General features: G+C 67.8%; 35 protein-coding genes. 22 read left to right on the top strand and 13 right to left on the bottom strand.

Annotated elements, in window-relative coordinates:
* Window positions 1-12: 12 nt before the first annotated feature.
* The 6 genes from GT355_RS07935 (at window position 13) to GT355_RS07910 (ending at window position 4257) form a co-directional block, all read left to right on the top strand.
* Window positions 13-333, top strand: coding sequence for a toxin-antitoxin system TumE family protein (locus tag GT355_RS07935; protein WP_160134163.1), 321 nt, complete (start codon window positions 13-15; stop codon window positions 331-333).
* Window positions 314-745: an HVO_A0114 family putative DNA-binding protein gene (locus tag GT355_RS07930; protein WP_160134162.1), complete on the top strand. Its 432-nt coding sequence runs from the start codon at window positions 314-316 to the stop codon at window positions 743-745. Before GT355_RS07935 ends, GT355_RS07930 begins: the two co-directional genes overlap by 20 nt.
* 124 nt (window positions 746-869) lie before the next feature.
* Window positions 870-1511: a 50S ribosomal protein L1 gene (locus tag GT355_RS07925; protein WP_120074529.1), complete on the top strand. Its 642-nt coding sequence runs from the start codon at window positions 870-872 to the stop codon at window positions 1509-1511.
* Between the two features lies 1 nt (window position 1512).
* Window positions 1513-2568, top strand: coding sequence for a 50S ribosomal protein L10 (locus GT355_RS07920; protein WP_160134161.1), 1056 nt, complete (start codon window positions 1513-1515; stop codon window positions 2566-2568).
* A 24-nt stretch (window positions 2569-2592) separates the two neighbouring features.
* A complete protein-coding gene (gene rpl12p, locus GT355_RS07915; protein ID WP_160134160.1) occupies window positions 2593-2928 on the top strand; it encodes a 50S ribosomal protein P1 in 336 nt (111 codons plus the stop codon).
* A gap of 87 nt (window positions 2929-3015) precedes the next feature.
* Window positions 3016-4257, top strand: coding sequence for a tripartite tricarboxylate transporter permease (locus GT355_RS07910; RefSeq protein WP_160134159.1), 1242 nt, complete (start codon window positions 3016-3018; stop codon window positions 4255-4257).
* A gap of 309 nt (window positions 4258-4566) precedes the next feature.
* On the opposite strand, the gene GT355_RS07905 is transcribed toward GT355_RS07910, so the two are convergent.
* On the bottom strand, window positions 4567-5046 hold the full coding sequence (locus GT355_RS07905) for a COX15/CtaA family protein (RefSeq protein WP_160134158.1): 480 nt from the start codon (window positions 5044-5046) through the stop codon (window positions 4567-4569).
* Window positions 5047-5142: 96 nt separating this feature from the next.
* On the opposite strand from GT355_RS07905, the gene GT355_RS07900 reads away from it, so the two are divergent.
* Window positions 5143-6219 carry a M24 family metallopeptidase gene (locus GT355_RS07900; RefSeq protein WP_160134157.1) on the top strand — a complete coding sequence of 359 codons (1077 nt, stop codon included), beginning with the start codon at window positions 5143-5145 and terminating at the stop codon, window positions 6217-6219.
* A gap of 62 nt (window positions 6220-6281) precedes the next feature.
* The gene (locus GT355_RS07895; RefSeq protein WP_160134156.1) at window positions 6282-8537 is read left to right on the top strand and encodes an NADP-dependent malic enzyme; all 2256 of its coding nucleotides are present in this window, start codon (window positions 6282-6284) and stop codon (window positions 8535-8537) included.
* 330 nt (window positions 8538-8867) lie between these two features.
* Here GT355_RS07895 and GT355_RS07890 read toward each other — a convergent pair whose 3' ends face one another.
* The 5 genes from GT355_RS07890 to GT355_RS07870 are packed head-to-tail and all read right to left on the bottom strand — an operon-like array spanning window position 8868 to window position 11098.
* A complete protein-coding gene (locus GT355_RS07890) occupies window positions 8868-9617 on the bottom strand; it encodes a proteasome assembly chaperone family protein (RefSeq protein WP_160134155.1) in 750 nt (249 codons plus the stop codon).
* A 3-nt stretch (window positions 9618-9620) separates the two neighbouring features.
* Window positions 9621-9803 (bottom strand): RNA-protein complex protein Nop10, encoded by a 183-nt coding sequence (locus tag GT355_RS07885; protein ID WP_160134154.1) that lies wholly within the window; start codon window positions 9801-9803, stop codon window positions 9621-9623.
* Window positions 9804-9809: 6 nt separating this feature from the next.
* A complete protein-coding gene (locus GT355_RS07880; RefSeq protein WP_160134153.1) occupies window positions 9810-10610 on the bottom strand; it encodes a translation initiation factor IF-2 subunit alpha in 801 nt (266 codons plus the stop codon).
* Window positions 10610-10813, bottom strand: a complete 204-nt coding sequence (locus GT355_RS07875) for a 30S ribosomal protein S27e (RefSeq protein ID WP_120074548.1) — start codon at window positions 10811-10813, stop codon at window positions 10610-10612. Before GT355_RS07875 ends, GT355_RS07880 begins: the two co-directional genes overlap by 1 nt.
* Window positions 10814-10816: 3 nt before the next feature.
* Window positions 10817-11098, bottom strand: a complete 282-nt coding sequence (locus GT355_RS07870; protein WP_007695729.1) for a 50S ribosomal protein L44e — start codon at window positions 11096-11098, stop codon at window positions 10817-10819.
* Between the two features lie 159 nt (window positions 11099-11257).
* On the opposite strand from GT355_RS07870, the gene GT355_RS07865 reads away from it, so the two are divergent.
* The 3 genes from GT355_RS07865 (at window position 11258) to GT355_RS07855 (ending at window position 12814) form a co-directional block, all read left to right on the top strand.
* The gene (locus tag GT355_RS07865; protein WP_079255085.1) at window positions 11258-11365 is read left to right on the top strand and encodes a C2H2-type zinc finger protein; all 108 of its coding nucleotides are present in this window, start codon (window positions 11258-11260) and stop codon (window positions 11363-11365) included.
* 67 nt (window positions 11366-11432) lie between these two features.
* The gene (locus GT355_RS07860; RefSeq protein WP_160134152.1) at window positions 11433-11699 is read left to right on the top strand and encodes an HAH_0734 family protein; all 267 of its coding nucleotides are present in this window, start codon (window positions 11433-11435) and stop codon (window positions 11697-11699) included.
* Window positions 11700-12181: 482 nt separating this feature from the next.
* The gene (locus tag GT355_RS07855) at window positions 12182-12814 is read left to right on the top strand and encodes an SDR family oxidoreductase (protein ID WP_160134151.1); all 633 of its coding nucleotides are present in this window, start codon (window positions 12182-12184) and stop codon (window positions 12812-12814) included.
* Between the two features lie 5 nt (window positions 12815-12819).
* Here the strand turns inward: GT355_RS07855 and GT355_RS07850 are convergent, their stop codons facing one another.
* A complete protein-coding gene (locus GT355_RS07850) occupies window positions 12820-13272 on the bottom strand; it encodes a DUF5804 family protein (protein ID WP_160134150.1) in 453 nt (150 codons plus the stop codon).
* Window positions 13273-13349: 77 nt separating this feature from the next.
* Between GT355_RS07850 and GT355_RS07845 the strand changes: the two genes are divergently transcribed.
* Together GT355_RS07845 and GT355_RS07840 are read left to right on the top strand one after the other, a co-directional pair.
* Window positions 13350-14048 carry an HAD family hydrolase gene (locus GT355_RS07845; protein WP_160134149.1) on the top strand — a complete coding sequence of 233 codons (699 nt, stop codon included), beginning with the start codon at window positions 13350-13352 and terminating at the stop codon, window positions 14046-14048.
* 40 nt (window positions 14049-14088) lie between these two features.
* Entirely contained in the window at window positions 14089-15279 is a 1191-nt protein-coding gene (locus GT355_RS07840; protein WP_160134148.1) for an alpha-hydroxy-acid oxidizing protein, read from the top strand.
* A 9-nt stretch (window positions 15280-15288) separates the two neighbouring features.
* On the opposite strand, the gene GT355_RS07835 is transcribed toward GT355_RS07840, so the two are convergent.
* Entirely contained in the window at window positions 15289-16458 is a 1170-nt protein-coding gene (locus GT355_RS07835) for a CaiB/BaiF CoA transferase family protein (RefSeq protein WP_160134147.1), read from the bottom strand.
* 74 nt (window positions 16459-16532) lie between these two features.
* On the opposite strand from GT355_RS07835, the gene GT355_RS07830 reads away from it, so the two are divergent.
* Window positions 16533-16778, top strand: coding sequence for a glutaredoxin family protein (locus GT355_RS07830; RefSeq protein ID WP_160134146.1), 246 nt, complete (start codon window positions 16533-16535; stop codon window positions 16776-16778).
* 58 nt (window positions 16779-16836) lie between these two features.
* Entirely contained in the window at window positions 16837-17319 is a 483-nt protein-coding gene (locus tag GT355_RS07825; RefSeq protein ID WP_160134145.1) for an amphi-Trp domain-containing protein, read from the top strand.
* A gap of 19 nt (window positions 17320-17338) precedes the next feature.
* On the opposite strand, the gene GT355_RS07820 is transcribed toward GT355_RS07825, so the two are convergent.
* The 3 genes from GT355_RS07820 to GT355_RS07810 form a co-directional block, all read right to left on the bottom strand.
* Window positions 17339-18124 (bottom strand): SIR2 family NAD-dependent protein deacylase, encoded by a 786-nt coding sequence (locus tag GT355_RS07820; RefSeq protein ID WP_160134144.1) that lies wholly within the window; start codon window positions 18122-18124, stop codon window positions 17339-17341.
* Window positions 18125-18200: 76 nt separating this feature from the next.
* A complete protein-coding gene (locus GT355_RS07815) occupies window positions 18201-18515 on the bottom strand; it encodes a hypothetical protein (RefSeq protein WP_205250436.1) in 315 nt (104 codons plus the stop codon).
* A gap of 130 nt (window positions 18516-18645) precedes the next feature.
* A complete protein-coding gene (locus GT355_RS07810) occupies window positions 18646-19866 on the bottom strand; it encodes an acyl-CoA dehydrogenase family protein (RefSeq protein ID WP_160134142.1) in 1221 nt (406 codons plus the stop codon).
* A gap of 151 nt (window positions 19867-20017) precedes the next feature.
* Here GT355_RS07810 and GT355_RS07805 point away from each other — a divergent pair, with 151 nt between their 5' ends.
* From GT355_RS07805 to GT355_RS07780, 6 genes are all read left to right on the top strand, one after another.
* Complete coding sequence (locus tag GT355_RS07805; RefSeq protein WP_160134141.1) at window positions 20018-21085, top strand: phosphotransferase family protein; 1068 nt, start codon at window positions 20018-20020, stop codon at window positions 21083-21085.
* 74 nt (window positions 21086-21159) lie between these two features.
* Window positions 21160-22359, top strand: a complete 1200-nt coding sequence (locus GT355_RS07800; RefSeq protein ID WP_160134140.1) for a 3-hydroxyacyl-CoA dehydrogenase — start codon at window positions 21160-21162, stop codon at window positions 22357-22359.
* Window positions 22356-22808, top strand: a complete 453-nt coding sequence (locus tag GT355_RS07795; protein WP_160134139.1) for a PaaI family thioesterase — start codon at window positions 22356-22358, stop codon at window positions 22806-22808. Before GT355_RS07800 ends, GT355_RS07795 begins: the two co-directional genes overlap by 4 nt.
* On the top strand, window positions 22805-23245 hold the full coding sequence (locus tag GT355_RS07790; RefSeq protein WP_160134138.1) for a MaoC/PaaZ C-terminal domain-containing protein: 441 nt from the start codon (window positions 22805-22807) through the stop codon (window positions 23243-23245). Before GT355_RS07795 ends, GT355_RS07790 begins: the two co-directional genes overlap by 4 nt.
* A 48-nt stretch (window positions 23246-23293) precedes the next feature.
* The gene (locus GT355_RS07785; RefSeq protein WP_160134137.1) at window positions 23294-23716 is read left to right on the top strand and encodes a universal stress protein; all 423 of its coding nucleotides are present in this window, start codon (window positions 23294-23296) and stop codon (window positions 23714-23716) included.
* 164 nt (window positions 23717-23880) lie between these two features.
* A complete protein-coding gene (locus GT355_RS07780; protein ID WP_120074577.1) occupies window positions 23881-24915 on the top strand; it encodes a phosphate uptake regulator PhoU in 1035 nt (344 codons plus the stop codon).
* A 51-nt stretch (window positions 24916-24966) separates the two neighbouring features.
* Here GT355_RS07780 and GT355_RS07775 read toward each other — a convergent pair whose 3' ends face one another.
* A complete protein-coding gene (locus GT355_RS07775) occupies window positions 24967-25677 on the bottom strand; it encodes a lamin tail domain-containing protein (protein WP_160134136.1) in 711 nt (236 codons plus the stop codon).
* On the bottom strand, window positions 25674-26687 hold the full coding sequence (locus GT355_RS07770) for an LEA/WHy family protein (RefSeq protein WP_160134135.1): 1014 nt from the start codon (window positions 26685-26687) through the stop codon (window positions 25674-25676). Before GT355_RS07770 ends, GT355_RS07775 begins: the two co-directional genes overlap by 4 nt.
* A gap of 81 nt (window positions 26688-26768) precedes the next feature.
* Here GT355_RS07770 and GT355_RS07765 point away from each other — a divergent pair, with 81 nt between their 5' ends.
* Window positions 26769-26960, top strand: a complete 192-nt coding sequence (locus GT355_RS07765; RefSeq protein ID WP_120074583.1) for a DUF7525 family protein — start codon at window positions 26769-26771, stop codon at window positions 26958-26960.
* The last annotated feature ends 23 nt before the right edge of the window (window positions 26961-26983 follow it).

The following is a 26983-nucleotide window of genomic DNA, read 5'->3' as shown; positions in this document are numbered from 1 at the left end:
TTCCAACAGTCGATGGGAGGGAGCGGTGGTGCGACGAAAGCCCTCGATATCACGGAACGCTTCCCGGAGAATGGGACACTCGTCGATATCACGGCGTGGCGCGTGCCCCAATCCGACCGCTATCCGGAAGGGGTTCGATACTCCATGCAGTACGGGCGGATCGACGGCGGAACCATCGTTCGCTACGATACCTTCCCGGATCACCCCGGCGCGTCGCGTCATCACAAACACACCGAGACGGGATCGGTCGAGGATATCGAGTTTCCCGGCCTGCGCCCACTCTTCCAGCGTTTCAAACAGGAGGTACGCAATCATGGTGAACACTGGCCCTAACGACGGAAACGACTCCGCGCGTACGATGCACATCCGCTTTGGACGCGGAAACACGGACCGCGTCGAAGAGACGTTGGCGGCACTCGACCGTGACGAGACACCCGAACCCTACTTCGAGCGGGTCTATCGCGACGAGGACGACCTGCATCGCGTGACACGTCCGAAGAACCTCGAACTGCTCCGAACCCTCGCGAGCGCGCGTCCGGAAAGCATCCGCGAGACTGCCCGGCTTGTCGAGCGCGACGTTCGCCACGTTCATCGCAACCTGACGGAACTGGCGGACCTCGGTCTCGTGGAGTTCGAGACAAATGGGCGATCGAAGCGTCCGCGCGTCTGGTACGACGAGATCGCCGTCGAGTTGGAGTTGACGACCGACGACGATGCGGAGACGAGTGAAACCGTCGAAGCTTGAGTCGCGTTCCCGTTTCCAGCGCGCTTCGACGGTTTTAAACCCGCACAACGATGGCTTTCCGGTGAGACAGGCGTCGCCTGTTTCACGCCGTAGCAGCCACGAAGGCGTACTACGGAGGTGACATATGGCAGCAGCACAGGACATAGAAGAGGCCGTGACGCGCGCGCTCGACGAGGCCCCGGCTCGGAACTTCACCGAGACGGTCGACCTCGCCGTGAACCTGCGCGATCTCGACCTCAACGACCCACAGAACAGAGTCGACGAGAGCATCGTGCTCCCCGCCGGCACCGGTCAGGACACCCGGATCATCGTGTTCGCCGAGGGCGAGACCGCCCTGCGTGCCGAGGAGGTCGCCGACCAAGTGCTCGACGGGGACGACCTCGAAGAGCTCGGCGACGACGACGGTGCCGCGAAGGACCTAGCTGGCGACACCGACTTCTTCATCGCCGAGGCCGGCATGATGCAGGACATCGGCCGATACCTCGGGACGGTGCTCGGGCCACGCGGGAAGATGCCGACCCCGCTCCAGCCCGACGACGACGTCGTCGAGACCATCGAGCGGATGAAGAACACGGTGCAGGTCCGGAGCCGCGACCGCCGCACGTTCCACACGCGCGTCGGTGCGGCCGACATGACCGCCGACGAGATCGCCGACAACATCGACGTCGTCAACCGGCGTCTGGAGGCGAGCCTCGAACGCGGGCCCCTGAACATCGACACGATGTACGTCAAGACCACGATGGGCCCCTCGGTGGAGGTGGCCTGAGATGGCCGCCGACGCCGAATCGGAGGCCACGGACCACCGGACCGAACAGATCCCCGAGTGGAAGCGCGAGGAGGTCGCGGATCTGGCCGACCTCATCGCGAGCTACGAGAGCATCGGGATCGTCTCGGTCGCGGGCATCCCGAGCCGACAGCTCCAGGCGATGCGTCGCGACCTCCAGGGATCGGCCCGGCTCCGCGTCGCACGCAACACCCTGCTGACGCGCGCACTCGACGACGCCGACGAGGGTGTCGACGAGCTCGTCGACGAGGTCGAAGGGCAGGTCGGGCTGATCGGGACGAACGAGAACCCGTTCGGGCTCTACCGTCAGCTCGAAGCCTCGAAGACCCCCGCCCCGATCAACGCGGGCGAGGTCTCGCCGAATGACATCACCATCCCCGAAGGCGACACCGGGATCGACCCGGGGCCCTTCGTGGGCGAACTCCAGCAGGTCGGTGCCGAGGCCCGGATCATGGACGGTTCGATCCAGGTCACCGCCGACTCGACGGTTCTGGAGGAGGGCGAGGAGGTCTCACAGGCCCTCGCGAACGTGCTCTCGGAGCTCGGAATCGAGCCCAAAGAGGTCGGGCTCGACCTGAGAACGGTGTACGCCGACGGGACGCTGTTCGAGGCCGACGAGCTGGCCATCGACATCGACGAGTACCGTGCGGACATCGAGTCCGCCGCCGCCGCCGGGCGGAACCTCTCGATCAACGCGGCCTACCCGACCGCCCAGACCGCGGGCGCGCTGCTCGGCAAGGGCGCGACCGAGGCGCGTGGCCTCGGGATCGAGGCCGCCGTCGAGAGCCCCGACCTCGTCGAGGACCTCGTGGGCCGGGCCGACGCCCAGCTCCGTGCGCTCGCCGCGCACATCCACGACGACGAGGCGCTCCCGGAGGCGCTCCAGGGCGCGGAAGTGGCTGCCGACACCACCACCACGGACGAACAGGGCGACGACCAACCGGCCGAAACGGAGACCGAGGACGAGGCCCCCGACGACGATGACGATGACGATGACGACGACGCGGGCGGCGAGGGCCTCGGCGCGATGTTCGGCTAACGAATCAAACACACCACTACAACAATGGAATACGTTTACGCAGCACTCATCCTGAACGAGACCGGCGAAGAGATCAACGAAGACAACCTGACGAGCGTGCTCGAGTCCGCCGGCGCTGACGTCGAGGACTCGCGCGTCAAGGCGCTCGTGGCCGCCCTCGAGGACGTCGACATCGAGGACGCCGTCGACCAGGCCGCCGCGGTCCCCGCTGGTGGCGCGGGCGGCGCAGCCGCACCGGCCGGCGGCGACGAGGCCGAGGCGGAGGCCGACGAGGCCGAAGAGGAGGAAGCCGAAGCCGAAGAAGAGGACGACGATGACGACGACGCGGGCGGCGAGGGCCTCGGCGAGCTCTTCGGCTGAGCGCGCTCGGCCAACCCACTTCACTTGTTTTCACGGCCCCGTAGCGCTGCGAGGGTTTAACGCGGAGAACGCGACCATCCCCGGCGAATGGGGGTGGTCGACGGGAGCGTCGTGTTCGCCCCGGAGTCGGCGGCGCTCGCGCTCGGCTTCGTCTTCGGGGGTATCGCACTCGGCACGGTGAGCGGGCTGGTCCCTGGATTGCACGCCAACAACTTCGCGCTCCTGCTCGCGGCGGCCGCACCCTCGATCCCGGGCCCGCCGCTGTACGTCGGTGGGGCGATGCTCGCCGCCGGCGTCACGCACACCTTCCTCGACGTCGTGCCGGCGCTCGCGCTCGGGGTTCCCGACCCCGCGATGGCGGCCTCCGTGCTCCCCGGCCATCGGCTCGTCGTCGCGGGTCGCGGTCGCGAGGCACTCCGGCTGTCGGCGCTCGGAAGTGGTCTCGCGGTCGTGCTCGCCGTTCCGCTCGCGCTCCCGATGACCCGGCTGATGGTGTCGGTCTACCCCACGGTCAGCGCCCATCTCCCGCTGGTGCTGGCGCTGGTCGTCGCGTTCCTGGTGCTCACCGAAGGCTCGATCCGGGCGTGCATCGGTGGGGCGCTCGCCTTCGTGTTGAGCGCGGGCCTCGGGGTCCTCACGCTCGATATCGAGCCCACCGCCCCGCTCGCGACGGGTGGGATGTTGATGCCGCTGTTCGCCGGTGCGTTCGGCGCGCCGGTGCTGATCGAGGCGCTCGACGGGGCGGGGGTTCCCGAGCAGGCCGACGCCGCGGTCACCACGCCGCGACGCGTCGTCGGGTCGACGGCGTTCGCCGGGACGGTCTCGGGGGCGGTCGTGGGCTATCTCCCCGGCGTTTCGGCGGCCGTCGCGGCGACGGTCGCGCTGCCGCTCGTCCCGAACGACGACGGCGCGCGGGGCTTCCTCGTGGCGACGAGCGGGGTCAACACCTCGAACACGATCTTCGCCCTCTTCGCGCTCGTCGCGCTCGGGTCGCCCCGGACGGGAGTGCTCGTCGCCCTCGATTCCACGGGGGTGCCGCTCGACCTGCCGCTCCTCCTCTCGGCGGTCGTGCTCGCTGCCGGTTTCGGGTTCGTGCTCGTGCCGCTCCTCGGCGATCGCTACCTCCGGACGGTGGGACGGCTCGATTACACCTGGCTCTCGGTCGTCGTCCTCGGTCTGTTGGTCGTTCTCTCCTTTCTGTTCGCGGGATTCGTCGGGGTCGGTACGTTCTGTGCGGCCGCGCTCGTCGGACTGGTGCCCGCGACGGTCGGCGCGCGTCGGGTCCACCTGATGGGGGTGTTGATGGGACCGTTGATCCTCGGTATATGAATTCGGTTCAGCGGATTCCAGTTCGTTCTCGTCTCCTCTCACGCGGAAATCGAACGTGTCGTGGCAGCCGCCACGCTCTCCTGGTGGATGAAGGGCGAGGGAGTGAGCGTAGCGAGCGACCGAGGGCTTCGGCGGAGGCGGTGCGGCTGTCGTACGGTAGTGGTGCAGTTGCTGTATGGTAGTGGTGCGGTTGGTGAGTGGTTGTACTGCGAGCGAACGAAGTGAGCGAGCAGCCTTTTTAGTCCAGGTTTTTGCACTGAGTGGTGGCCGACCGCAGGGAGGCCATCCCGAGGTGCAAAAAAGTGGAAGTTAGTCCGCGCTGGCGGCGGCAGCGGTGTCGGCGGTCGCGGGGTCGTCGGGCGTCGCCTCGTAAGCCCAGACGGTGGCGGCGATGAGCGCGCCGAAGATCACGAGTGCAGCGCCATGATGAGCGACCTGGACCAGCGGGGTGTAGACGGTGACGGTGGCCCCGCCGAGGATAACCTGGATCGGGAGCGCGACGAGCGCGAGTACCGTCGCGTACTTCGTGCGGCGGGCCTCGTCCTGTCGCCACGCGAGGTAGGTCGTCCCGAGGATGGCGAAGCCGGTGATCATCGCGACGAGTCGGTGGAACCACTCGATGAAGCTCGGCCAGTCGGCGGGGAACAGCCCGAACACCGCACCGTTGCACAGCGGCCATCGCGCGCCGCACGACAGCCCCGCGCCCGCGGCGGCGGTGTACACCCCGAGAAGGATGAGGACGAACGTCATCCCGGTGGTGACGGCGGCCAGATGGCGAAAGCGGACCATGAGTCGTACTCGATGGGCAGCGTACTTACGGCTTTTCGATCCGGCTCGGACCGTCCCGAGCACACCTATTTAGGGCCGTCGTGCGAGGGGGAGAACGTGTATCCGGAGAGCGAGAAAACCGACCGACTCGATACGTATCTCGCGGCCGAAGACCTCGATGCGGTCTGGTTCGCCCGGCCGGCGAATTTCGCGTGGCTCACCGGCGGCGACAACGTCGTCGACCGGGAGGCGGGGACCGGCGTGGCGGCGGCGGGCTACGACGGCGACGAGGTCCGGGTCGTCACCGACACCATCGAAGCCCCGCGGCTCGCCGAGGAGGAACTCCCCGACGGCACCCCGATCGAATCGTTCCCGTGGTACGAATCCACGCTTCCCGACGCGGTCGCGGAGCGCTCGCCGACGCCGGCGGCGGCGGACTTCGAGGTTCCCGGAATGGAAGCGCTCGATCCCGCGCGGCTCAGGGTTCCGCTGACCGACATCGACGTCGAGCGGTATCGGGCGCTCGGTGCCGACACCGCGGCGGCGGTCGAGGCGGTCGGTCACGAGGTCGATTCCGGGACCACCGAACGCGAGGCCGCCGCCCGGCTCCGGGAGGCGCTGTTCGAGCGCGGGGTCGACTCGCCGGTCGCGCTCGTCGCGAGCGCGGAGCGCGCGCAGGCCTACCGCCACTTCCCGCCGAAGGACGTCGAGCTCGGCGACTACGGCATCTTGACGGTCACCGGGGTCCGCGACGGCCTCCACGCGAGCGTCACGCGGACCGTGACCTTCGACCCACCCGAGTGGCTGGTCGAGCGCCACGAGGCGGCGATGTCGGTGGAGGCGGCGGTCATCGCGGCGACGAACCGGCTCGCGGGCGAGGGCACCGCGGCCGACCTGTTCGAGGTGATACAGGACGCCTACGCCGACGCTGGCTATCCCGGTGAGTGGGAGGAACACCACCAGGGCGGCCTGACGGGCTTCGCGGGGCGGGAGTGGAAGGCGACACCGACGGCGAGCGAACCGGTCGCCACCCCGGCGGGATACGCCTGGAACCCGACCGTCCAGGGCGCGAAGAGCGAGGACACGGTGCTCGTCGACGACGGGGTCGAGGTCCTCACGGCGACCGGTGAGTGGCCGACCCGCGAGTTCGAGGTGGACGGCGAGCGGATCGTCCGCCACGCGCTCGGGCCGTAATTCGTCGATCGTCGAATATTGGTTTCGGATAGTTTTTTGTACCACGGTGAGAGAGGGACGGCATGGGACTCGACGAGGATTCACTCGATTATCACAGCCAGGAGCCGCACGGCAAGATAGAGATCTCGACCACCAAGCCGACGAACACCCAGCGCGACCTGAGCCTGGCCTACTCGCCGGGCGTGGCCGCGCCGTGCATGGAGATCTACGACAACCCGGACGACGCCTACACCTACACCGCGAAGGGCAACATGGTCGGTGTGGTCTCGAACGGCTCCGCGGTACTGGGCCTTGGTGACATCGGTGCACAGGCCTCGAAACCCGTGATGGAGGGCAAGGGCGTCCTCTTCAAGCGCTTCGCGGACATCGACGTCTTCGACATCGAACTCGACCAGGAGGACCCCGAGGACATCATTCGAACCGTCACGGCGATGGAGCCGACCTTCGGCGGGATCAACCTCGAGGACATCAGCGCACCGGAGTGCTTCGCGATCGAGGAGGGGCTCCGCGAGTCAATGTCCATTCCTGTGTTCCACGACGACCAGCACGGGACCGCGATCATCTCCGGGGCCGCGCTGGTGAACGCCGTCGACCTCGCGGGCAAGGAGATGAGCGACATTCGGGTTACGTTCTCGGGGGCCGGCGCGAGCGCCATCGCCACCGCGAACTTCTACATCTCGTTGGGTGTCGACCCCGACCACATCACGATGTGTGACTCCTCGGGCATCCTCACCCAACAGCGCGCCGAGAACGGCGAACTCAACGAGTACAACCGCGAGTTCGCCCGCGACATCGACGAGGGCAGCCTCGCGGACGCCCTCGAGGATGCCGACGTGTTCGTCGGGCTCTCGGTGGCCGACGTCGCCGACCAAGACATGATCCGAGGGATGAACGAGAACCCGATCGTGTTCGCGATGGCGAACCCCGACCCCGAGATCGGCTACGAGGAAGCCAAAAGCGCCCGCGACGACACCGTGATCATGGCCACCGGGCGCTCCGACTACCCGAACCAGGTCAACAACGTTCTGGGGTTCCCGTTCATCTTCCGTGGCGCGCTCGACGTTCGCGCGAGCGAGATCAACGAGGAGATGAAGGTCGCCGCCGCGCGGGCGCTCGCCGAACTCGCCCGTGAGGACGTGCCGGACGCCGTGGTGAAGGCCTACGGCGACCAGCCGCTTCAGTACGGACCCGAGTACATCATCCCGAAACCCGTCGATCCCCGGGTGTTGTTCGAGGTCACGCCCGCGGTGGCCGAGGCGGCGGTCGAGAGCGGCGCGGCGCGTTCGGATATCGACGTCGAGGCGTACACCGAGGAGCTCGAAGCCAGACTCGGTAAGTCCCGCGAGATGATGCGCGTGGTGTTGAACAAGGCGAAATCCGAGCCGAAACGCGTGGTGCTCGCCGAGGGTGGCGACGAGAAGATCATCCGCGCGGCCCACCAGATCCAAGAACAGGGGCTCGCCGAGCCCGTTCTGATCGGCGACCGGAGCCGGATCGAGGGCACGATGGAAGGCCTCGGTCTGGCGTTCGAACCCGACATCGTCGACCCGGACGAGACCGACCTCGACCGCTACACCGACCGGCTCTACGAACTCCGCCAGCGCAAGGGCGTGACGCGCAACGAGGCCACCGAACTCCTGCGCGACGCGAACTACCTCGGAAGCGTGATGGTCGAGATGGGTGACGCCGACGCGATGCTCACGGGACTCATGCACGACTACCCCTCGGCACTCAAACCGCCGCTCCAGGTCATCGGGACCCACGAGGAGGCCGACTACGCCGCCGGGGTCTACATGCTCACCTTCAAGAACCAGGTGATATTCGTGGCCGACGCGACGGTGAACCAGAACCCGAGCGCCGAGGTGCTCGCGGAGGTCACCGAACACACCGCGGAGCTCGCGCGACGCTTCAACGTCGAACCACGTGCGGCGCTCCTCTCGTACTCGAACTTCGGGAGCGTCGACAACGAGGGCACCCGGAAGCCCCGCCGCGCCGCTCAGATGCTCAACGAGTCGGGTGTGGACTTCCCGGTCGACGGCGAGATGCAGGCCGACACCGCCGTCGTCGAGGACATCCTGGAGGGAACCTACGACTTCTCGAACCTCGACGGGTCGGCGAACGTGCTGGTCTTCCCGAACCTCGAAGCCGGGAACATCGGCTACAAGCTCCTCCAGCGTCTCGGCGGTGCGGACGCCATCGGCCCGATGCTGGTGGGAATGGACAAACCGGTGCACGTCCTCCAGCGAGGCGACGAGGTCAAGGACATCGTGAACCTCGCGGGTGTCGCAGTCGTCGACGCGCAGGAGAACGGCGAGTAAGCCGCGCCCGCCGGGCACGGTTTGCGGTCGCGGTGTGGTTGCGGTGCGGCCGCGACCCGGCGGTTCCGGTGCGGTTTTGGGGAGCGGTTTGCGGTTCCTGGTGGATGAAGGGCGAAGCACGCGAAGCGTGCTGAGGGCTTCGGCGGCAGCGGTGCTGTGCGGTTGCGGTCGTGTGTAGGAATCGCACCGCGAGCGAGTGGAACGAGCGAGCGGGCGCGAGGGTGACTGCAAGGAACCCGACGCGCTTTTGATCCACATTTTGCCAGCGAGCCGAAGGCGAGCGCAGCAAAAGGTGGGCGTTCGAGAGGTGGGGGTGGTCGGGAGGCTGACTTAACCGATATACCGGAGGTCGTCGTCGGTGGCGGCCTGGCCGCCCTCCATCTGCTGGATCTTCTGGACCACTTCCTCCATCTCGTCGGCGCGCTCTTCGAGGGAGTCGAAGCTCACCTCGAAGCCGACGATGTCCTCGAGGATCTCGAGCACCGCGCGGGCGCTCTTGGGGTCGACGAGATATCCACTCGTCTCGCCCATCAGACAGGCCGCGGGGAGGTCGCGACGTTCGGCGAGGCCGAGGAGGAGGCCGCTGACGCCGACGATGCCGCCGGCGGGTTCGCCCTCGCGGAACTCGACGCCCGCGTCTTCGAGGTTTTCGATCGACTCGTCGGCCGTCGCCGCGCCGATGACGTCGTACTCGTCGATGAGTTCGCCGGTCGGGACGCCGCCGAGCGCGAACACCCGCTCGACGCCGAACTCCTCGGCGATGTCGAGGAAACGGTCGGTGAGTCGGTAGTGGCCGGCGGCGTCCTGGGCTTGGTGGTCGCCGGTGAGTACGAGGAGGTCCTGACCGTCGGCTTCGACGGCGTGGAGTTCGGCCGAGGCGAGCGTCGCGCGGCCCTCGTCGATGTCGACCTGCGGCGGGAAGTGCTCGGAGTAGACGCGACGAACCGGCTCGCCATCGAGCTCTTCGAGGAGATGCTCGGCGACGAGCTTGCCGACGTGGCCCACGCCGGGGAGGCCCTCGACGAGCACGGGGTCGGAGAGCGCCGGCTCCGCGAGCGTCTCGATATCGAATTCGTCCATGCCCTACCCGGACTCGCGCCGCTTAAGAGCGCGTCGGTACTCCCCATGCGGGTCCTCGGGGTTGTACGGCGCGGGCGCGCTGTTGATCGCCTGCCCGCCGCACTCGGGGCACGTCTCGGAGAGGGTATAGACCGGCCGGTCGTGGGTCGACTCCCGGTCGGCACAGACTCGAATCGCGGATTTCATCGAAAATTACTCGTCGTCGCTGCGGCGCTCGCGGTGGAACTCCGCGCTCCCGCCGTGTTCGCCGACGGCGGCGGCCGCGCGGTCGGCGCTGGCTTCGAGCTCGGCCTCGGCGGTCTTGTAGTCGGGTGCCTCGACGCGGATGCGGTACTCCGGCGAGCCGACGTAGGTCACGTCGAGGTCGACCCCGTCGGGGAGGTCGCCGTTGCCCTCGGCGGCGTGGAGCGCCTCGCGGATGGCGTCGACGCCGGCCGCTTCGGGACTCCGGAGGTCGACGTAGCCCGAGACCGCGACGTAGGGTACCGAGACGTTCTCGCGGGCGGTCTCGACGATGGCCTCGACCTCGTCATCCGAGAGGTCGGTCCCGTCGAGCGCGTCCGCGCCGCGGATGGCGGCCTCCTCGAAGCCCGCGTAGAGCGTACCGAACTCGGCGAGGAACTCGTTCGCGACCGCGGTGTACTGCTCGTCGTCGATGTCCTCGCCGAAGGCGATCGTCATCCAGTTGTCGGCGCGCTGGGCGGCCTTCCACTCCTGGACCTTCTCGGAGCGCTGGTGGTCGTTGACGTCCTTGAGCGAGAGGTCGATCTGCTGGGAGCCCTCGTCGACCGAGAGGACTTTGGCCACCACCGTTTGACCGACGCTGACGTGGTCGCGGACGTTCTTGATCCAGCCCGAGGCGACCTCGGAGATGTGGACGAGACCGCGTTTGCCCTCGTACTCCGAGAGGTCGACGAAGACGCCGAAGTCGGCGATCTCGTCGACCTTCCCGATCACGAGCTCGCTCGGGTCCGGCCAGCCACTGTAGTTCATCAGCTCGATCCCGTGAGCTCGTCGGGCGCGTTCCGGCGCTCGACGGTGTCGAGCACCTCGCCCTCGAAGACCGCCTTGCCGCCGGTCGCGTGTGCGAGCGTCGAGCCACAGACCGCACACGCGACCTGCGTCGCGGCCTTCCCGAAGACGACCTGTTCGTTCTCACAGTCCGGACATTCGACGGTGTAGAAGTTGCCTGCCATGAATTACTCCTGGAGGGTGAGTCGGCCAGCGCGCCATCCGGGGCGAAGGTGGGCCTTGCCGCAGTCGCCACACCGGTACTTGAGGTTGGTCTTCTTGGTCGGCTTGTCGCCACCCGGCACCTTCGAGAACTTGCCGGCGTTGCCGATGACCGACGTCCCGCGCTCGGTCTGTCGGTCGATCCACTTCATGCCGGTCTCGCGACCGTGGCGGACCTTCTCGATCTCGTGCTGGTGGTGTTCGTTGCAGTGGGGACAGTACGTGTTGAACCGACGAGGCATCTCCATGGTTGCTGAGGCCCGATAACGGACGCGAGGGTAAAACCCGTTTGGTCTGCCGGGACGAGCGTTCTCCACACACCGCGGCATTCGGGATCGCCGACCGCCGGTCGGCTTTCGTTTGCCGGTAAAATCGTTTAGTCGGTTCGCCCCCGACCTCCCCCTCCAATGAGCGCACCCGACTTCGAGTGCCGCATCTGCAACAAGTCCTTCGGAACCGAGGAATCGCTCAACGACCACATGGAGGAGGAGCACCCCGAACAGGGGATGGCCTGAGCACGAGTTCTCGACGAACCGACACGAGGTCCGAAGCGCTTAGGTCCGCGTCGGTCGAGTCTCCGGCATGAAGCGGCTGATCATCCACGGCAATCCGGGGGTCCGCAAGGGCGGGCGGATCGAGTACAACGGCGACGAGGTGGTCTGTTTCGGCGTCAGCAAGTTCGGCGACTGGCACGGTCCCGACCGGCCACAGCTCTGGTGTACGGTGGGGACGCCCGACGAGATCGAGACCTTCGAGCGCCGCGACTACATCCCGATGCATCTCGACGTCGAGTCGGTCGACGCCGAGGCCGTCACCGTCCTCGAACGGAAGGGCGAGCTCACGGCATAGAGCCCCACCTCTCGAACGCCCACCTTTTGCTGCGCTCCGCTCGCTAGCGCTCGCTCCGTCCCAAAATCGCTCCGCGATTTTGTGTACCAATCAGAACTGCTCCGCAGTTCTGATGACGCTGGCAAAATGTGGATCAAAAGCGCTGCGCGCTCCCGTTGGTCGCGCTTGCGCCCGCTCACTCGCCTCCGGCTCGTTCGCGGTGGGACCACTAACTACTCCGCAACCGCAACCGCTCCGCACAGCACCGCGGAAGCCCTCGCCACGCGCTCCCTCCGGTCGCTACTCACTCGCGCCTTCGGCGCTCGTTCGCGCGGCTCGCCCTTCATCCACCAGGAACCGTGGACCGCAAACCGCAAACCGCAGACCGCAACCGCCGCGGTCGCGGCCGCACCGCAACTGCACCGCACCCGCACCGCGACCGCGCCGCCGCACCCTCTATTGAGCACATGGTTTAGAAGTCTCCAACCCCTACTTCTCCCGGCATGAACGTACTCATCGCGGGCGCGCACGGCGGCGTCGGCCAGCACATCACCGAGATCCTCGCCGAGAGCGACCACGACGCGACGGCGATGGTCCGGACGGAATCCCAAGTCGACGAGATGGCCGAATTCGGTGTCGAAACCGTGGTCGCGGACCTCACGGAAGACGTGAGTCACGCCGTCCCGAGTCACGACGCGATAATCTTCGCGGCGGGGTCGAGCGGCGAAGACGTCGAGGGCGTCGACCGCGATGGCGCGAACAAGCTCGTCGACGCCGCAGAGGAGGAAGGTGTCGACCGGTTCGTGATGCTGAGCGCGATGAACGCCGACGAACCCGAGAACAGCCCCGACGGGCTCTACGACTACCTCGTCGCGAAGCAAGCCGCCGACGAGTACCTCGCCGACAGCGACCTCACCTACACCATCGTCAGGCCGGGAGCGCTCACGGACGACTCCGCGACCGGCCAGGTGAAAACCGCCCGGAAGCTCGACCGTGGCGAGATCACCCGGGCCGACGTCGCGCGCGTGCTGGTGGCGGCGCTCGACACCGAATCGACGTATGGCAAAACCTTCGAACTCCTCGAAGGCGACGAGTCGATCGAGGACGCGCTCGCGAACCCGACCGACGACTCGTAACTCGGCTACGCCTCGAACTCGGCTTCGGTCACCCTGACGACCATCGTCTCGTCGAGTTCGTTCCGGTCGTCGCGGTTGGGGGTCTCGTGGGTCCGGACGACGTACTCGGGGTCGGTGAGTTCGCCGTCGAGCACACCGTAGAGCGCGAGGTGGCGGCCCGTCTCCGCGGGGTCGACGCGCTCGTCGCGCACCGCGGTCGCGAGGTCGCGCGAGAACCACTCGTCGGGATGGATCGCGGGTTCGCGAACGAACGCCGCCGAGGCGAACCTGACGAGATACCAGTTGAGGTCGTTGAGGAGCGCCACCGCCGCGCCGAGGCTCACGGTACGGAGCGCGAGGGTGTTCCCGTAGGGCGCGGTGAGGTCGTAGGTCGCGAGCGCGTCGCGGGCGGTCTCGCGCGAGAGGAGTTCGTAGCGGAGTTCGACCTCCGGCGCGCCGACGATGCAGACCTCCGTCACGCGAAACCGAACAGTCCACCCGGCTAAAGTCGTTTCGACAGGGAAGCTTCTTGGCCCGATGAACCATCGACGGCCACATGGCCACCCGATACGACGCCGTCTTCTGGGACATCGGCGGGGTCGTCCTCGACCTCGACTCCGTTCGACGGGGCCACCGCGCGTTCGTCGAGACCCTCGCCGAGCGGTTCGACCTCGGTGACGACGCGCTCGAAACCTGGCGCGACGAACTCGGGGCACACTTCCGCGACCGCGACGGCACGGAGTTCGCGAGCGCCCGCGAGGGCTACGCGCGAGCGGTCGCGGCGATGGTCGGCCGCGAGGTCCCCGAAGACGAGTGGCTGCCGGCGTTCGAGCGCGCGACCGCCGAGGTCCTCGAACCGGTTCCGGAGACCGTCGAGACCATCCGGCGGCTCGACGGCCGCCTCCACCAGGGCGTCGTCAGCGACATCGACACCTGGGAGGCCGAACGCCTCCTCGACCAGTTCGGGGTCGTGCCCCATCTCGACGCGACGACGACCTCAGAGGCGGTCGGACGGACCAAGCCCGACCCCGCGATGTTCGAGACGGCGCTCGAAAAGGCCGACGTCGAACCCGAACGGGCGGTGATGGTCGGCGACCGCTACCGAAACGACATGGAGGGCGCGTCGGGGGTCGGGATCCACACCGTGGCGTTGGGTGGAAGTGCGGCCGACGCCGCCCCCGACGACCCCGTCGTCGACTACCGGATCGAGAACCCGCTCGAACTCCTCGACGTCGTCGGTGTGGAACGCGAATAACCGGCTCAACCTATTTCCAGTCCACCGTCGAAGGGCGGTCATGGACGACCCCTCGGAGCCCTACGGCGAACATCGCCAGCAGAACGTCTACGCCTCGGGGATGCTCGCCGACCAGCCCCCGGACGGGCCGGTGCGGTACGCGGACCTCGAACGGCGAGCCCTGGAGGCGATGAGCGACGAGGTGGCGGCCTACGTCGCGGGCGGGGCCGGCACCGAGGACACCGTTTCGGAGAACCGTCGCGCGTTCGCCGACTGGCGGATCGTCCCCCGAATGCTCCGGGACGTCTCCGAACGCGACCTCCGCGTGAGCCCCTTCGACCGTGAGTTCGATATCCCCGTGATGTTGGCCCCGCTCGGCGTGCTCTCGATCGTCCACGACGAGGGCGAACTCGCAGTGGCGCGCGCGGCCGCCGACCTCGACGTCCCCATGTGTCTGAGTTCGGCGTCCTCGTACACCCTCGAAGCCGTTGCCGACGAGCTCGGTGAGGTTCCGAAGTGGTTCCAGCTCTACTGGTCGGCCGACCCCGCCATCGCGTCGAGCTTCGTCGAGCGCGCCGAGAACGCGGGCTACGACGGCATCGTGGTCACGCTCGACACGCCCCTCTTGGGCTGGCGCGAGCGCGACATCGAGCAGGGCTATCTCCCCTTCCTCGACGGCGAGGGCGTGGCGAACTACTTTTCGGACCCCGCGTTCCGCGACCGGCTCGACCAACCACCGGAGGAAAACGAGGCCGCGGCCGTGATGGAGTTCGTCGACGTCTTCGGCGATCCGTCGCTGACGTGGGACGACCTGGCCGACCTCCGCGACGAGACGGACCTTCCACTCATCGTCAAGGGCGTGCTCCATCCCGACGACGCGAAACGGGCGGTCGAGTGCGGCGCGGACGGGGTGATCGTCTCGAACCACGGCGGCCGCCAGGTAGACGGCGCGGTCGGCGCGCTCGCGGCGCTGCCCGGGATAGTCGACGCGGTCGACGTGCCCGTACTGTTCGACAGCGGCATACGCGGGGGTTCGGACGTCGCTACGGCGCTCGCGCTCGGGGCCGACTGCACCCTGCTCGGCCGGCCCTACGCCTACGGGCTGGCGCTCGACGGCGAGGCAGGGGTCGAGAACGTGGTCGAGAACCTCCGTGCCGACCTCGACCTGACACTCGCGCTCGCGGGACACACGAGCTTCGACGACCTCGACCGGTCCGTGCTCGTCGACCGCCGCCCCAACGGACACGATTGAACCGGCCGGTCAACCGCCGAACACCGCCGCGTCCACCGCACGAAGCCGGTCGAGGTCGCCGTCCCTGTAGCCAGCCTCCCGAAGCACTGACGCCGTGTGCTCGCCGTGCCCCGGTACGCCTCCTCCTGGCTCGGCGGGAGCGGACGACCGCGCCGGAAACCCGACCCGTGCCGGTCCCGGGCCGCGTTCGACGAGCTCGCGCGATTCGGTCTGGGGATGGGAGAGCGCCTCGCCGAGGCTCCGGACCGGCTCGACGGTCGCGTCCGTGTCGGCGAACAGCTCTTCCCACTCCTCGTGGGTTCGGCCGGCGAAGATGGCGTCGAGTTCCTCGCGGAGCGCGGCTCGGGTGGCCCCGTCCTCGGTCCCGTGAGCCTCGACGAGGTCGGGTCGGTCGACGGTCTCGCAGAAGCGCTCCCAGAAGACGGGTTCGAGCGCCCCGAGGCTGACGTACCGCCCGTCGGCGGTCTCGTACACCCCGTACCACGGGAGTGCTCCCGCGAGTGCCGTCTCACCCGGTCGCGGTGGGTCGTCCCCGAACGCGGCCGGCGCGAGCGACTGCGAGACCGAGAGCAGGACGTCGGTGATGGCGATGTCGAGGTGTTCGCCGTCGGTGTTGCCGAGCGCGCGCGAACAGAGCGCGCCGGCGACCGAGAAGGCGGCGAACAGCCCGCCGGTCATATCGCCGACCTGGATACCGGGGACCCGCGGGGCTTCGGACTCGTTCGCGCGGTTCGTATCGAGCAGCCCCGCGAACGCGACGTAGTTGAGGTCGTGACCGGCACGGGTCTCGTAGGGTCCGGTCGCGCCGTAACCCGACAGCGAGCAGTAGACGATATCGGGGACCTGCTCGCGGACCGCCTCGTCGCCAACCCCGAGCCGGTCGGCGACACCCGGTCGGAAGCCCTCGATGACCACGTCGGCATCGCGTGCGAGGGCGAGAAACGCCGCCGTCCCGGCCTCGGTCTTCAGGTCGAGCGCGACGCTTCGCTTGCCCCGGTTCACCGCGTCGAACAGCGTTCCGTCGGCCGAGTCGGGCGCGAAGTCGAGGTGGCGGGCCGGGTCGCCCGCGGGGTCTTCGATCTTGATGACGTCGGCTCCGGCGTCGGCGAGGAGTTGAGTCGCGTAGGGACCGGGGAGGTAGCGCGTGAGGTCGAGAACGCGAACGCCGTCGAGTCGCATGCGGTCCGGTTCGCGCCGTCCGCATAACCCTTCGTCGGCGGGACGCTTTTGTCGATGGCGCACCGAATTCGGGTATGACGGTCACGCTCTACCGCCTCGAAGGCTGCCCGCACTGCGAACAGGTCGTCGATCGACTCGACGAGCTCGACATCGAGTTCGAGAGCGAGTGGGTCGAGGCGCTCCACTCGAAGCGCGACGAGGTCAAACGCGTCTCGGGCCAGCGCGACGTCCCCGTGCTCGTGGACGACGAGCGCGGCATCACGATGGGCGAATCGGATCGGATCGTGGAGTACCTCGACACCTCCTACGCCGCGGCCTGAGGCGACCCGAACCGGCGTCGCCACTCGGTTTATGCCCGGGGCGAGCGTAGTTTCCCTTATGGAGGAAACCCTTTTCGAGACCGAGGAGCCCCGAAGCCGCGCCGAGATCGCGCGTGTCCTCGGTGCGGCGGCGGCTGAACTCGCCGGCGACGGCCCGGTGACGCTGAAGTCCGACGGCCAGTCCGTCACCGTCCAGCCGCCGGAGCGGCCGACCTTCGAGGTCGAAGTCGAGCGCGAGGTCGAGGACGATACCACCGAGACCAGCATCGAGTTCGAGATCGAGTGGGAGGAGGCGGATGACGGGACCCAACCCGAAGCGGACGCCGAAGACGTCGTCGACGTCACGCCGCGCCCCCCGGACAGCCTCGCGCGATTCGAAGTCTTCCGTGACCGGGCCGACGAGCACCGCTGGCGGCTGGTCCATCGCAACGGCAACATCATCGCCACCAGCGGCGAGGGCTACACGACGAAAGCGAACGCGTTGAAGGGCGCACGAAGCGTGATGCGGAACGCGCCGGGTGCGGAGTTCGTCTCGAAGTAGGGCGAGGAGACGGGAAGCGCTACGACGGAGCGGAATCCCGAGCGGCCGCCCCGTCGTCGACCGCCGCCGCCAGTCGCGGGAGCAGGTCGGCGGCGTCGGCCCGGAAGTCGTACTCGACGCGCCCGGAGAGCGGGGTTCGGTCGAGGTTCACCACGACCATCGTCGCGCCGTGGTCGGCGGCCGTTCCGGGTAGCGACGCCGCGGGCTCGACCGAGAGCGACGACCCGACCACGAGGAAGACGTCGGCGCTCTCGGCGAGCGCGTGGGCTTCGAGCAGCGCGGCCTGTGGGAGCTGTTCGCCGAACAGCACCACGTCGGGTTTGAGCACCCCGCCGCAGTCCGCACAGCGGGGTGGCGTCTCCCCACCTCGGACCCGCTCGCGAACCGGGGCCGCCGGGAACCGCCGCCCGCAGTCGCGACAGACGACGCGCTCGCCCGAGCCATGGAGTTCGACGACGTGCTGGGAGCCCGCCTTCGGGTGGAGGCCGTCGATGTTCTGGGTGATCAGCGCGTCGAGGTTCCCCGCCGATTCGAGGTCGGCGAGCGCCTCGTGGGCCGGGTTCGGCACGACCTGTTCGCCGTGGCGCGCGGCGTCGATCTCGAGCCGGTCGCGCCAGAATTCTCCCGGACTCGCCTCGAACCGCGAGAGGTGGAAGTCGGCGGGGTCGTGGGTCTTCCAGAGCCCCTCCTCGCCCCGGAAGTCGGGAATTCCCGAGTTGGTGCTCACCCCCGCCCCGGTCATCGCGACCACGTGGTCGGCCTCGCGGATGGCCTGGGCCGCGAACCGGAGGTCCTCGTCGTCCATGTGAGTCGGTGACGATGCACGGGCAAAACTCCTCGGCCTGCCGGCGCAGCGAAACGGTCCTTTCACCCGTAGTGGGCTACAGAGCCGACGAAGTTGACGGGAAGCCGCCAGTGCGAACGAACCCTTCGATGACGACGGCAAGCACGTAGATGGTCAGATAGACCGGCCAGAGCGCGACCGCGAAGAAATATCCAGGTGCGTCACCTTCGCCGGCGAGAAACAGCCAGAAGAGTAGGTCGGCTCCAAGTACGAACAACGGCGAAACGAACCCGAATCGGCGGAAGAACGCGACCGGAGCGCCGACCGTGACGAGGTTTCCGACTACGAAGAAGGCGAGAAACATCCACCACCCTTGTTTCGTCTGCGGGATCGTCTCCGCGTCGGTGGCCAAGATGACCACGAGCAGGCAAAGAAAACTCAGCGTTCCGAACGCGGCTCCGACAGCTACCGAGACCCCAGTCGAAGTCCAGGTTCCTCGAATCCACCCCATTCGTCGTCCGTCGCCCGCCCGAGCCATGTGTTTATTCCCCGAATCGCGGCAGTGACCCGAGTTCTTCGGGGCGGATCGCGTCCTCGTCGAAGGCGTCGCGCGCGATGGTCCGCTTATGGACTTCGTCGGTACCGTCGATGATCCGGAACGCGCGCACCGCCTCGTAGAAGTCCGCGAGCGGCAGATCTCTACTAATACCGGCCCCGCCACAGCATTGCACGGCGAGATCGATGGTCTCCTGGGCGACGCGGGCGGCGAACACCTTGCTCATCGAGACCTCGACGCGGGCCTCTTCGCCCTGTGCAATCTTCTCGGCAGCGTCCCGGACCATCGTCCGGGCGGCGTGAAGCTGGGTCTCGGCCTCCGCGACGGCGAAGCGCTGGGCCTGCTTGTCCGCGATGGAGGACCCGAACGCCTCGCGGTCGCTCATGTAGGTCTTCGCCACCGTGAGTGCTCGACTGGCCATCCCCGAAAAGCGCATACAGTGGGTCAACCGTGCAGGCCCGAGGCGCTGTTGAGCGATCGTGAACCCCTCGTTCTCCTCACCCAGCAGGTTCTCGGCGGGCACGCGAACGTCGTCGAAGCAGACCTCGGCGTGACCTTCCGACGAGCTTGCCGGCCCGAGGTGGGGGATGTCGCGAACGACCTCGACGCCCTCGGTGTCGGTGGGCACGAGGATGATCGAACACCCCGCATAAGGGTGGGCATCCTGGTCCGTTCGCGCCATCAGGAGGATGACGTCGGCGGCGCTCCCCTGGGTGGTCCACCACTTGTGGCCGTCGATGACCCACTCGTCATCCACTTTTTCGGCGGTCGTCCGGAGCATCTTGGGATCCGACCCGCCGCCGGGAGCCGGCTCGGTCATCCCGAAGGCCGAGTTGATCTCACCTGCGACGAGCGGCCGGAGCCACTCCTCTTTCTGCAATTCCGTCCCGACGAGTTCGAGGGTGTGCATGTTGCCCTCGTCGGGTGCGTCGACCCGCATTGCGGGCGCGCCGAGCAGGCTCCGACCCGCCTCCTCGAACAGCGGCAGCACGTCCCGGAGGTCGAGACCCATGCCTCCATACTCCTCCGGGATCTGAGGCGCGTAGACGTCGTACTCCCGGGCGGACTCCCGGAGGTCGGCGATGGTCTCGTGCGGGACGACCTCGCCCTCGTCGTGGGCGCGTTCGGCGGGGAGGACGACCTCCTCCATGAACTCGTGGGCGCGTTGCCTGAGGTCGGCCGCCGTCGCGGAGTCGTTGTACTCCATGCCCACCCTTGCCCGCACAACATTGTAAAACGATAGGCCCCGGTCGTCGACCAGTGGAGGTGTGACCCGCAGTTATTCGTACCCCGAGTCACAACCTCCCTACCAATGGTAACGAGATCGCCGATCCACCTCGACTCCAGCCACACCGACCATGAGTGACGAGTACTTCTCGCGGATCGTGGATGAGGACGCGCTCACGGATTACTTCGAATCCGAACTCGGACCGGTCGACGAGTACGACATCAGCCACCACCAGGAGGGCCACTCGAACGAGACCTTGTTCGTCGAGTGGGGCGACCGCGACCTCGTGGTTCGTCGGCCGCCGCCGGGCGAGGTCGCCGACACCGCCCACGACGTCCTCCGGGAGTATCGCGTGATGGATGCACTGCAGGACTCCCAGGTTCGGGTCCCACCGACGGTGCTCGCCTGCGAGGACCACTCCGTCCTCGGCTGTGATTTCTACGTCATGGAGCGCGTCGCGGGCGACGTGCTTCGGGACGACGAACCCGAGCGCTTCGCCGCGCCCGACCATCGAAAGCGAGTGGGCGAGGAGCTCGTCGACGGCCTCGCCGAGATCCACGCCGTCGACTACGAGGCAGTGGGGCTCGGCGAGTTCGGCTATCCCGACGGGTTCACCGAGCGCCAGGTGAAGCGGTGGTCCGAACAGCTGACGTGGGCGTTCGACGTCACGAGCGAGGAGCGCGAGGTGCCCGAACTCTACGACGTGATGGAGTGGCTCACGGAGAACACACCCGAAGCGCCCGAACACACGCTCGTACAGGGTGACTACAAACTCGACAACGTGATGTTCGGGCCGGACACGCCACCGGCGGTCGTCGCGGTGTTCGACTGGGAGTTGAGCACGCTGGGGAACCCGCTCGTGGACCTGGGCTGGATGCTGTCGTACTGGTGGGACGAGAAGGACCCCGCACCACCCCAGGCGACCGAGTCGCTCAACGCGACGTTCATGACCCGCGAGGGGTACCCCACCCGGCAGGAACTCGTCGAACGCTACGAGGCGAAGACCGGGATCGAGTACGAGCACGACCGCTTCTACCGCGCGCTCGCGGTCTACAAGCTCGCGGGGCTCGGCGAGATGTTCTTCCGGCGCTACCTGGAGGGCAACGCCGACGACCCGCTCTACCCTCGGATGGAGACCGGGGTGCCGGAGCTCGCCGAGCGCGCGGTCCGGATCATCGAGGGCGACGAGCCGCTGTAGTCCCGTCCGCCGTCGTGGGACGGGCCGGACGAAACGATCACCGTCGTTAACTACATCGGGGGAGACGGTTACGTATGGAAACCGGCGACATCGACCGAGTGGCGGTGCTCGGCGCGGGCAACATGGGTCACGGCATCACCGAGGTAGTCGCGATGGGCGGCTACGACGTGGTGATGCGCGACATCGAAGACGAGTTCGTCGAGTCGGGCTACGAGAACATCGAGTGGAGCCTCGGGAAACTCGCCGACGGGGGGAAAATCGACGATCCTGAGGGGATCCTCTCGCGGATCGAGACCACCACCGACCTCGAAACCGCGGTCGGCGACGCGGACCTCGTGATCGAGGTCGCGCCGGAACGGATGGCGCTCAAAAAGGAGATCTACAGCGAACTCGACGAGCTCGCGCCCGAGCACGCGGTCCTCGCCTCGAACACCTCCTCGCTCTCGATCACCGAGATCGCGAGCGCCACGGATCGGGAGGAGCAGGTCGTCGGGACCCACTTCTTCAACCCCCCGGTGAAGATGGGACTGGTCGAAGTCATCTACGGCGAGCGAACCTCGGACGAGACCGCCGAGACCGCCTACGGATTCGCGGAGTCGCTCGGCAAGACCCCGATCTACGTCCGGAAGGACGTCCAGGGCTTCGTGGTCAACAGCGTGCTCGGCCCGTTCATGACCGAACCCGCGTGGATGGTCTCGAACGACGAGGCCACGGTGCGGGAGGCCGACGCGGCGATGGTCCATCGACGTGGGTATCCGATGGGGCCGTTCGAGCTCGCCGACCTCACCGGGATCGACATCGGCTACTCGGTCCGTGAGGAGGCGGGTATCACCAACCCGCCGTTCATCGAGGCGAAGGTCGAAGCCGGCGACCTCGGTCGCAAGACGGGGAAAGGTTACTACGACTACGAGGACGGCGACGGCCCGGACTACGAGGAAGGCGACGGCGAGGGGTTCGACACGCTTCGAGTGGAGGCCCGGATGGTGAACGAGGCCGCGAAGCTCGTCGGGAACGACGTGGCGACGCCCGACGCGGTCGACACCGGGATGCGCCTCGGCGCGGGCTTCTCCGAGGGCCCGTGTCGCCGGGCCGACCGCGAAGGACTCGACGCGATACTCGACAAACTCGAAGCCCTCCACGAGGAGACCGGCGAGGAGCGCTTCAAACCCGCCGACTCCCTCCGGGAACTCGTCGAGGACGGCCACACCGGCGTCGAGGCGGGTGCGGGCTTCTACGAGTACGACGAGGGCGGCGAACCGGTCGAGGGACGATGACCGAGCTCTCGGCGGACCAGCGGGCCGGGTTCGAGTCGGTCGTCGACGAACACGGCCTCTTCTCGTGGCTCGGGATCGAACTCGACGCGGTCGAGGACGGCCGGGTGGTGCTCCGCGTGCCCTACGACGAGAAGTTCGCGAACCTCGTGGCCGGTGGTGAGGGCAACGTCCACGGCGGCGTCACCGCCACCCTCGTCGACACCGCGAGCGGCTTCGCGCTCCGTTCGACCTTCGAGGACCCCGCGGCGGCGCAGCTCACGACCACCGACCTCGACGTCTCGTATCTCCGGCCGGCCACGGACGACCTCACCGTCGAGGCTGAGGTGCTCCGTGCCGGCGGGTCGATGGGCGTCACCGACGCCACGGTCTCCAGCACCGCGCCGAACGGCGAGCGAAAGGACGTCGCTGTCGGCCGGACGAGCTATCGGCTGTTCCGGGGGTCCGAGTGACGACCTTCGAGTCGCTCTCGGTCGGCGACACCTACGAGACGGCCCGGCGGACGGTCACGGAAGCCGACGTGACGAACTTCGCGGGCGTGAGCGGCGACTTCAACCACCACCACACCGACGCCGAGCGGATGGCGGGGACCGAGTACGGCGAGCGGATCGTCCACGGCGCGTTCGTCTTCTCGGCGATGACGGGGCTGCTCTGGCAGTCCCGGAGCCCGGACGAACGCGACGACGTCATCGCCTTCTACGGGGTCGATTCGCTGCGCTTCACCGCCCCCACCTACATCGGCGATACGATCCACGTCACGGTCGAGGTGCTCGAAAAAGCCAAGCGCGAGCACCCGCGCGCGAACGGCACGATCCGCTACGGGATCACCGTCGAGAAAGCCGACGGCGAGACCGTGCTCGCGTGCGAACTCCTCTCGCTGGTTCGGTAGATCACAGCCGGGCGGCAGGTTCTTCCATGCGGCTGTGAAACACCCCACATGACGAAACGTGTTCTCGTACCGTTCGACGATTCGAGGCAGGCACGCAGTGCGCTCGACCACGCGCTCGCCGAGTACCCGAACGACGAGATCACCGTGATCCACGTTCTCGACCCCGCCGAGTGGGGCTACGATTCGGCCGAGGGGGGTCTCGGCAAGCGCTGGCACGACGAGGCGATCGAGAAGAGCGAGTCGGTCGAGGCGGCGGCGACCGAGATGGCCGACGAGCGGGGGGTCGACGTCACCACCGTCGTCGAGGACGGCGTCCCGAGCGAGACCGTCGTCGGCTACGCGGACGAACACGACATCGACCACATCGTGGTCGGCAGCCACGGCCGGTCGGGCGCGACACGCCTCCTGCTCGGGAGCGTCGCCGAGGCGATCGCCCGAAGTGCCTCGATCCCCGTGACGATCGTCGGTTGACGAACGACGGGATCGCCCCGTCCCCTTCGACCTCGAGTTCCCCGGTTCGGCTTCGGACGAACCGATAGGTCCCCTCGGCGGTCCGTCGGTATCGCTAGTACGAACTCTACGATCTCTAAAGAAGTACAGTGAGGATTAAGGTGTATGGGAACGGTAGGGGAGGCATGGTAGAGACACGAAAGGTTCAGCGGTTGGGGCCGTCGACGCTGGCGATGACCCTCCCAGCGGAGTGGGCCCGCGCTCACAGCGTCGAGAAGGGCGACGAGGTGTCGCTCCGCACCGGGGGGAAAGGCACCCTGACGGTACTGCCCGAATCGGCCGAGGCCGAGGAGTCCCAGGCGACGATCCACGCCGAGAACATGGACGCGACCGCGGTCGAGCGCGCTATCGTCGCCCAGTACGTCCTCGGCCGACGGGTGATCCACGTCGAGGTCGCCGAGGGGAGCCTCGATTCCGAGCACATCAACGCGGTCTACAACGCCGAAACCCAACTGATGGGTCTCGGCGTGATCGAGGAGACCCCGGAACGGATCGCGATCCGGTGTTCGGTCGACGCCGAGGACTTCACGCTCGACAACCTTCTGGAGCGACTCGAATCCACGGGCGCGACGATGCGCGACGAGGCGATCCAGGCGCTGGCGCTCGGCAACCCCGACTTCGCCGAGCGCGCGCTCAACCGCGAGCGCCAGGCCAACAAGATATTCGTCCTCCTCCTCCGGCTGATCTTCACCGCCTACCAGAACCCGAACCTCGCCCGCTCGGTCGGGCTCGACGACGGCTTCCCGCTCATCGGCTACCGTTCGATCGCGAAGAACCTCGAACTCACCGCCGACAACGCCGAGGACATCGCCGAGATCGCGCTCGAAGCTCCCGACCACACCCTCGAAGTCGACGACCCGACGATGCGACGGATCCGGGAGTTCACCGGCCAGGTCGACGAGATCTCCGAACTCGCGGTCCGGGCGGCGGTCGAACGGGACTTCGAGCTCACGCTCACGGTGCGTGAACGCTTCGCCGAGATCAACGACGTCGAGGGCGAGATCCTCACCGACCTCCCCGAGATGGACAACGAGGCGCTCCTGCGGGTGCGCGACGTGCTCGTCAGCCTCGCTCAAACGGCCCAGTACGCCGTCCGCAACGCCGAGATCGCGACGAACCTCGCGCTCAACGAGGAGTCGGCCCACACGACGATCACGTAACGGGTCGGACGAGCCAGACGATTTTCGAAGCCCGCCGACCTCCGATATCCGTCAGTTTCCGCCCACCCGTTCGGCGGCGACGATCCGTCCGTTCGGAGCCTCGACCAGCACCGTGTCGCCGCCGTCGTTGATCACCGGATAGAGAAAGCCGGCGTAGAGGTCGCCGCGGGTGTCGTCGCCCCGGCCGGTGTGGACCATGACGGTCGCTCCCGACCCGAGGGAGTACGGCGGCAGGGCGTAGCGCTGGCCGTCGTCGAAGTCCACGGCGTAGCCGTCGAGGTTCAGCCGCCGCTGGCCCGTGTTGCGGAGCACGGCGGTCTCGTTCGCGGCGTCGACCGAGACGAGCGCCAGCGCCCTCGATCCCGACCCGTTCCCCGCTGCGGTCGCCGTCGGGGGTCGCGACGGGGTCCGTGTCGCCGACGGAAGATCCGTCGTCGGTCTCGTGGTAGCCGTGACGGTTCGCGTTACCGTCGGCATCGGGGTCTGTGTCGCCGTCACCGTCGGCGTTCGTGTCGCTGTTGCGGTTCGCGTCGCGGTCGCCGTCGCCGTCGCTGTTGCCGTCGCGGTTCGCGTTGCGGTCGGCGCTTCCGTGGTCGGCACTCGGGTCTCGGTGGCGGCCGCGGGCTGGCTGCCGTTCGGCGGTGCGGCGGTGCCCTCGATGGGGCCCGCGGGCGTCGCGGTCTCGTCGACCGGCCCGGCGAGCTGTGAACAGCCCGCGAGCACGACGAGCAGTCCGAGGAGGACGGCGGCGAGCGGCTTCATCGACCGGGGTTGGGGCTCACCGCAGATGCGTGTTTATCCTCGTGGCTCGGGAGGCCCCCGAGTCGCGTTCGGGCGGTGCTGTCGTTCGCCAGCACGTCGGTGTCGACCGCCGTCGTGTACTCGAGGCCGTCGAGCGGGACCCGGACGGTCTCGCCACCCGGCAGCGAGAGCACCGCGGTGAACGAGATCCGGAGGTCGGTGTGCTGGCCGCGCTGGACGTGCGTGACCCACCAGTCGTCGAGCCGCTCGTTCCGGATGTCGGTCTCGGCCCGGAGACTGCCCTGTCCGCCGGCGGGGACGGTGGTCGCCGTGCCCGTCGTGCCGTTGCCGACCGTGATGCCGTTCATCGTGACCGTGTAGTCCAGCCGGGTGATCGAGAGCGGGACCGACGTCGGGTTGCGAAGTCGAGTCCGAAGTTCGAGCGGCGTGGTCTCGGCGGTGACGTCGCCCCACGACGCGCGGGTCCGCTCGACGACGAGGATCGGGTCCGAGACCAGGGGCAGGCTCGCGTTTATCGGACGCGGCGCGCTCGAGTTCAGTCGGTCGGTGATGGAGGTCCGCGTCGTCGTCGTCTCCGTGAGCGTCGCGGTTCGCCCGATCACGGGTAGCGTGACGTTCGCCGTGGTGGTGACGCGCGTGCGTTCGCCGTTCCGGACGTGAGTGACCCACCAGTCGGGGATCCTCCGGTTGTCGACGACCGTCGTGAGGCTGACGTCCGTGGTTCCCCGGTCGAGCCGGATCCCGTGTTTGGTGCCGGTTCCCACCTCGATACCGTTCATGGCGACGTTCGTGGCGACCGTGGCGTCGCCGAGTCGGACCGCGACCGGGTTGGGGTTCGAGACCGTGAGGTCGGTCTCGACCACCGTTGTCGTGGCGTTGACGCCGACGATACGGCTCTCGCTGTCGACTATCGACGGCCGGTCGAAGGCGACCGCGACCACACCGAGGGCGACCGCGAGGAGGGCTGCGAGCACGAGGAGGCCGACCAGCAACCGGGTGAAACGACCCATCTAGATGGTTTGCCCTCGGGATGGGACGCGAATACCCCTTGCGATGGAACGACCTAAGTCCCCGCCGGTGATAGCGCCGCCATGGCTACCGAAAGCGTCACGACCGACCGCGGGGTCGGACTGACGGTGCTGTTCGTCGTGGTCGGGATCGCGGGCGCGGTCGTCGCGTTCGTCGCCGGGCTCACCGAGAACCAGATCCTCGCCAGCTGGGGGTTCGCCGCGGCGATGATCGCCGGCTCGCTCGCGGTCGGCGCGGTCCATCTCGCGCGATAAGCCCGTCGAAAAGCGTTAAGACG

This window comes from Halococcus salsus, from assembly GCF_009900715.1.
Taxonomy (GTDB): domain Archaea; phylum Halobacteriota; class Halobacteria; order Halobacteriales; family Halococcaceae; genus Halococcus; species Halococcus salsus.
Note: the sequence above shows the minus strand (reverse complement) of the source record. Positions and strands in the feature narration are given on the sequence as shown.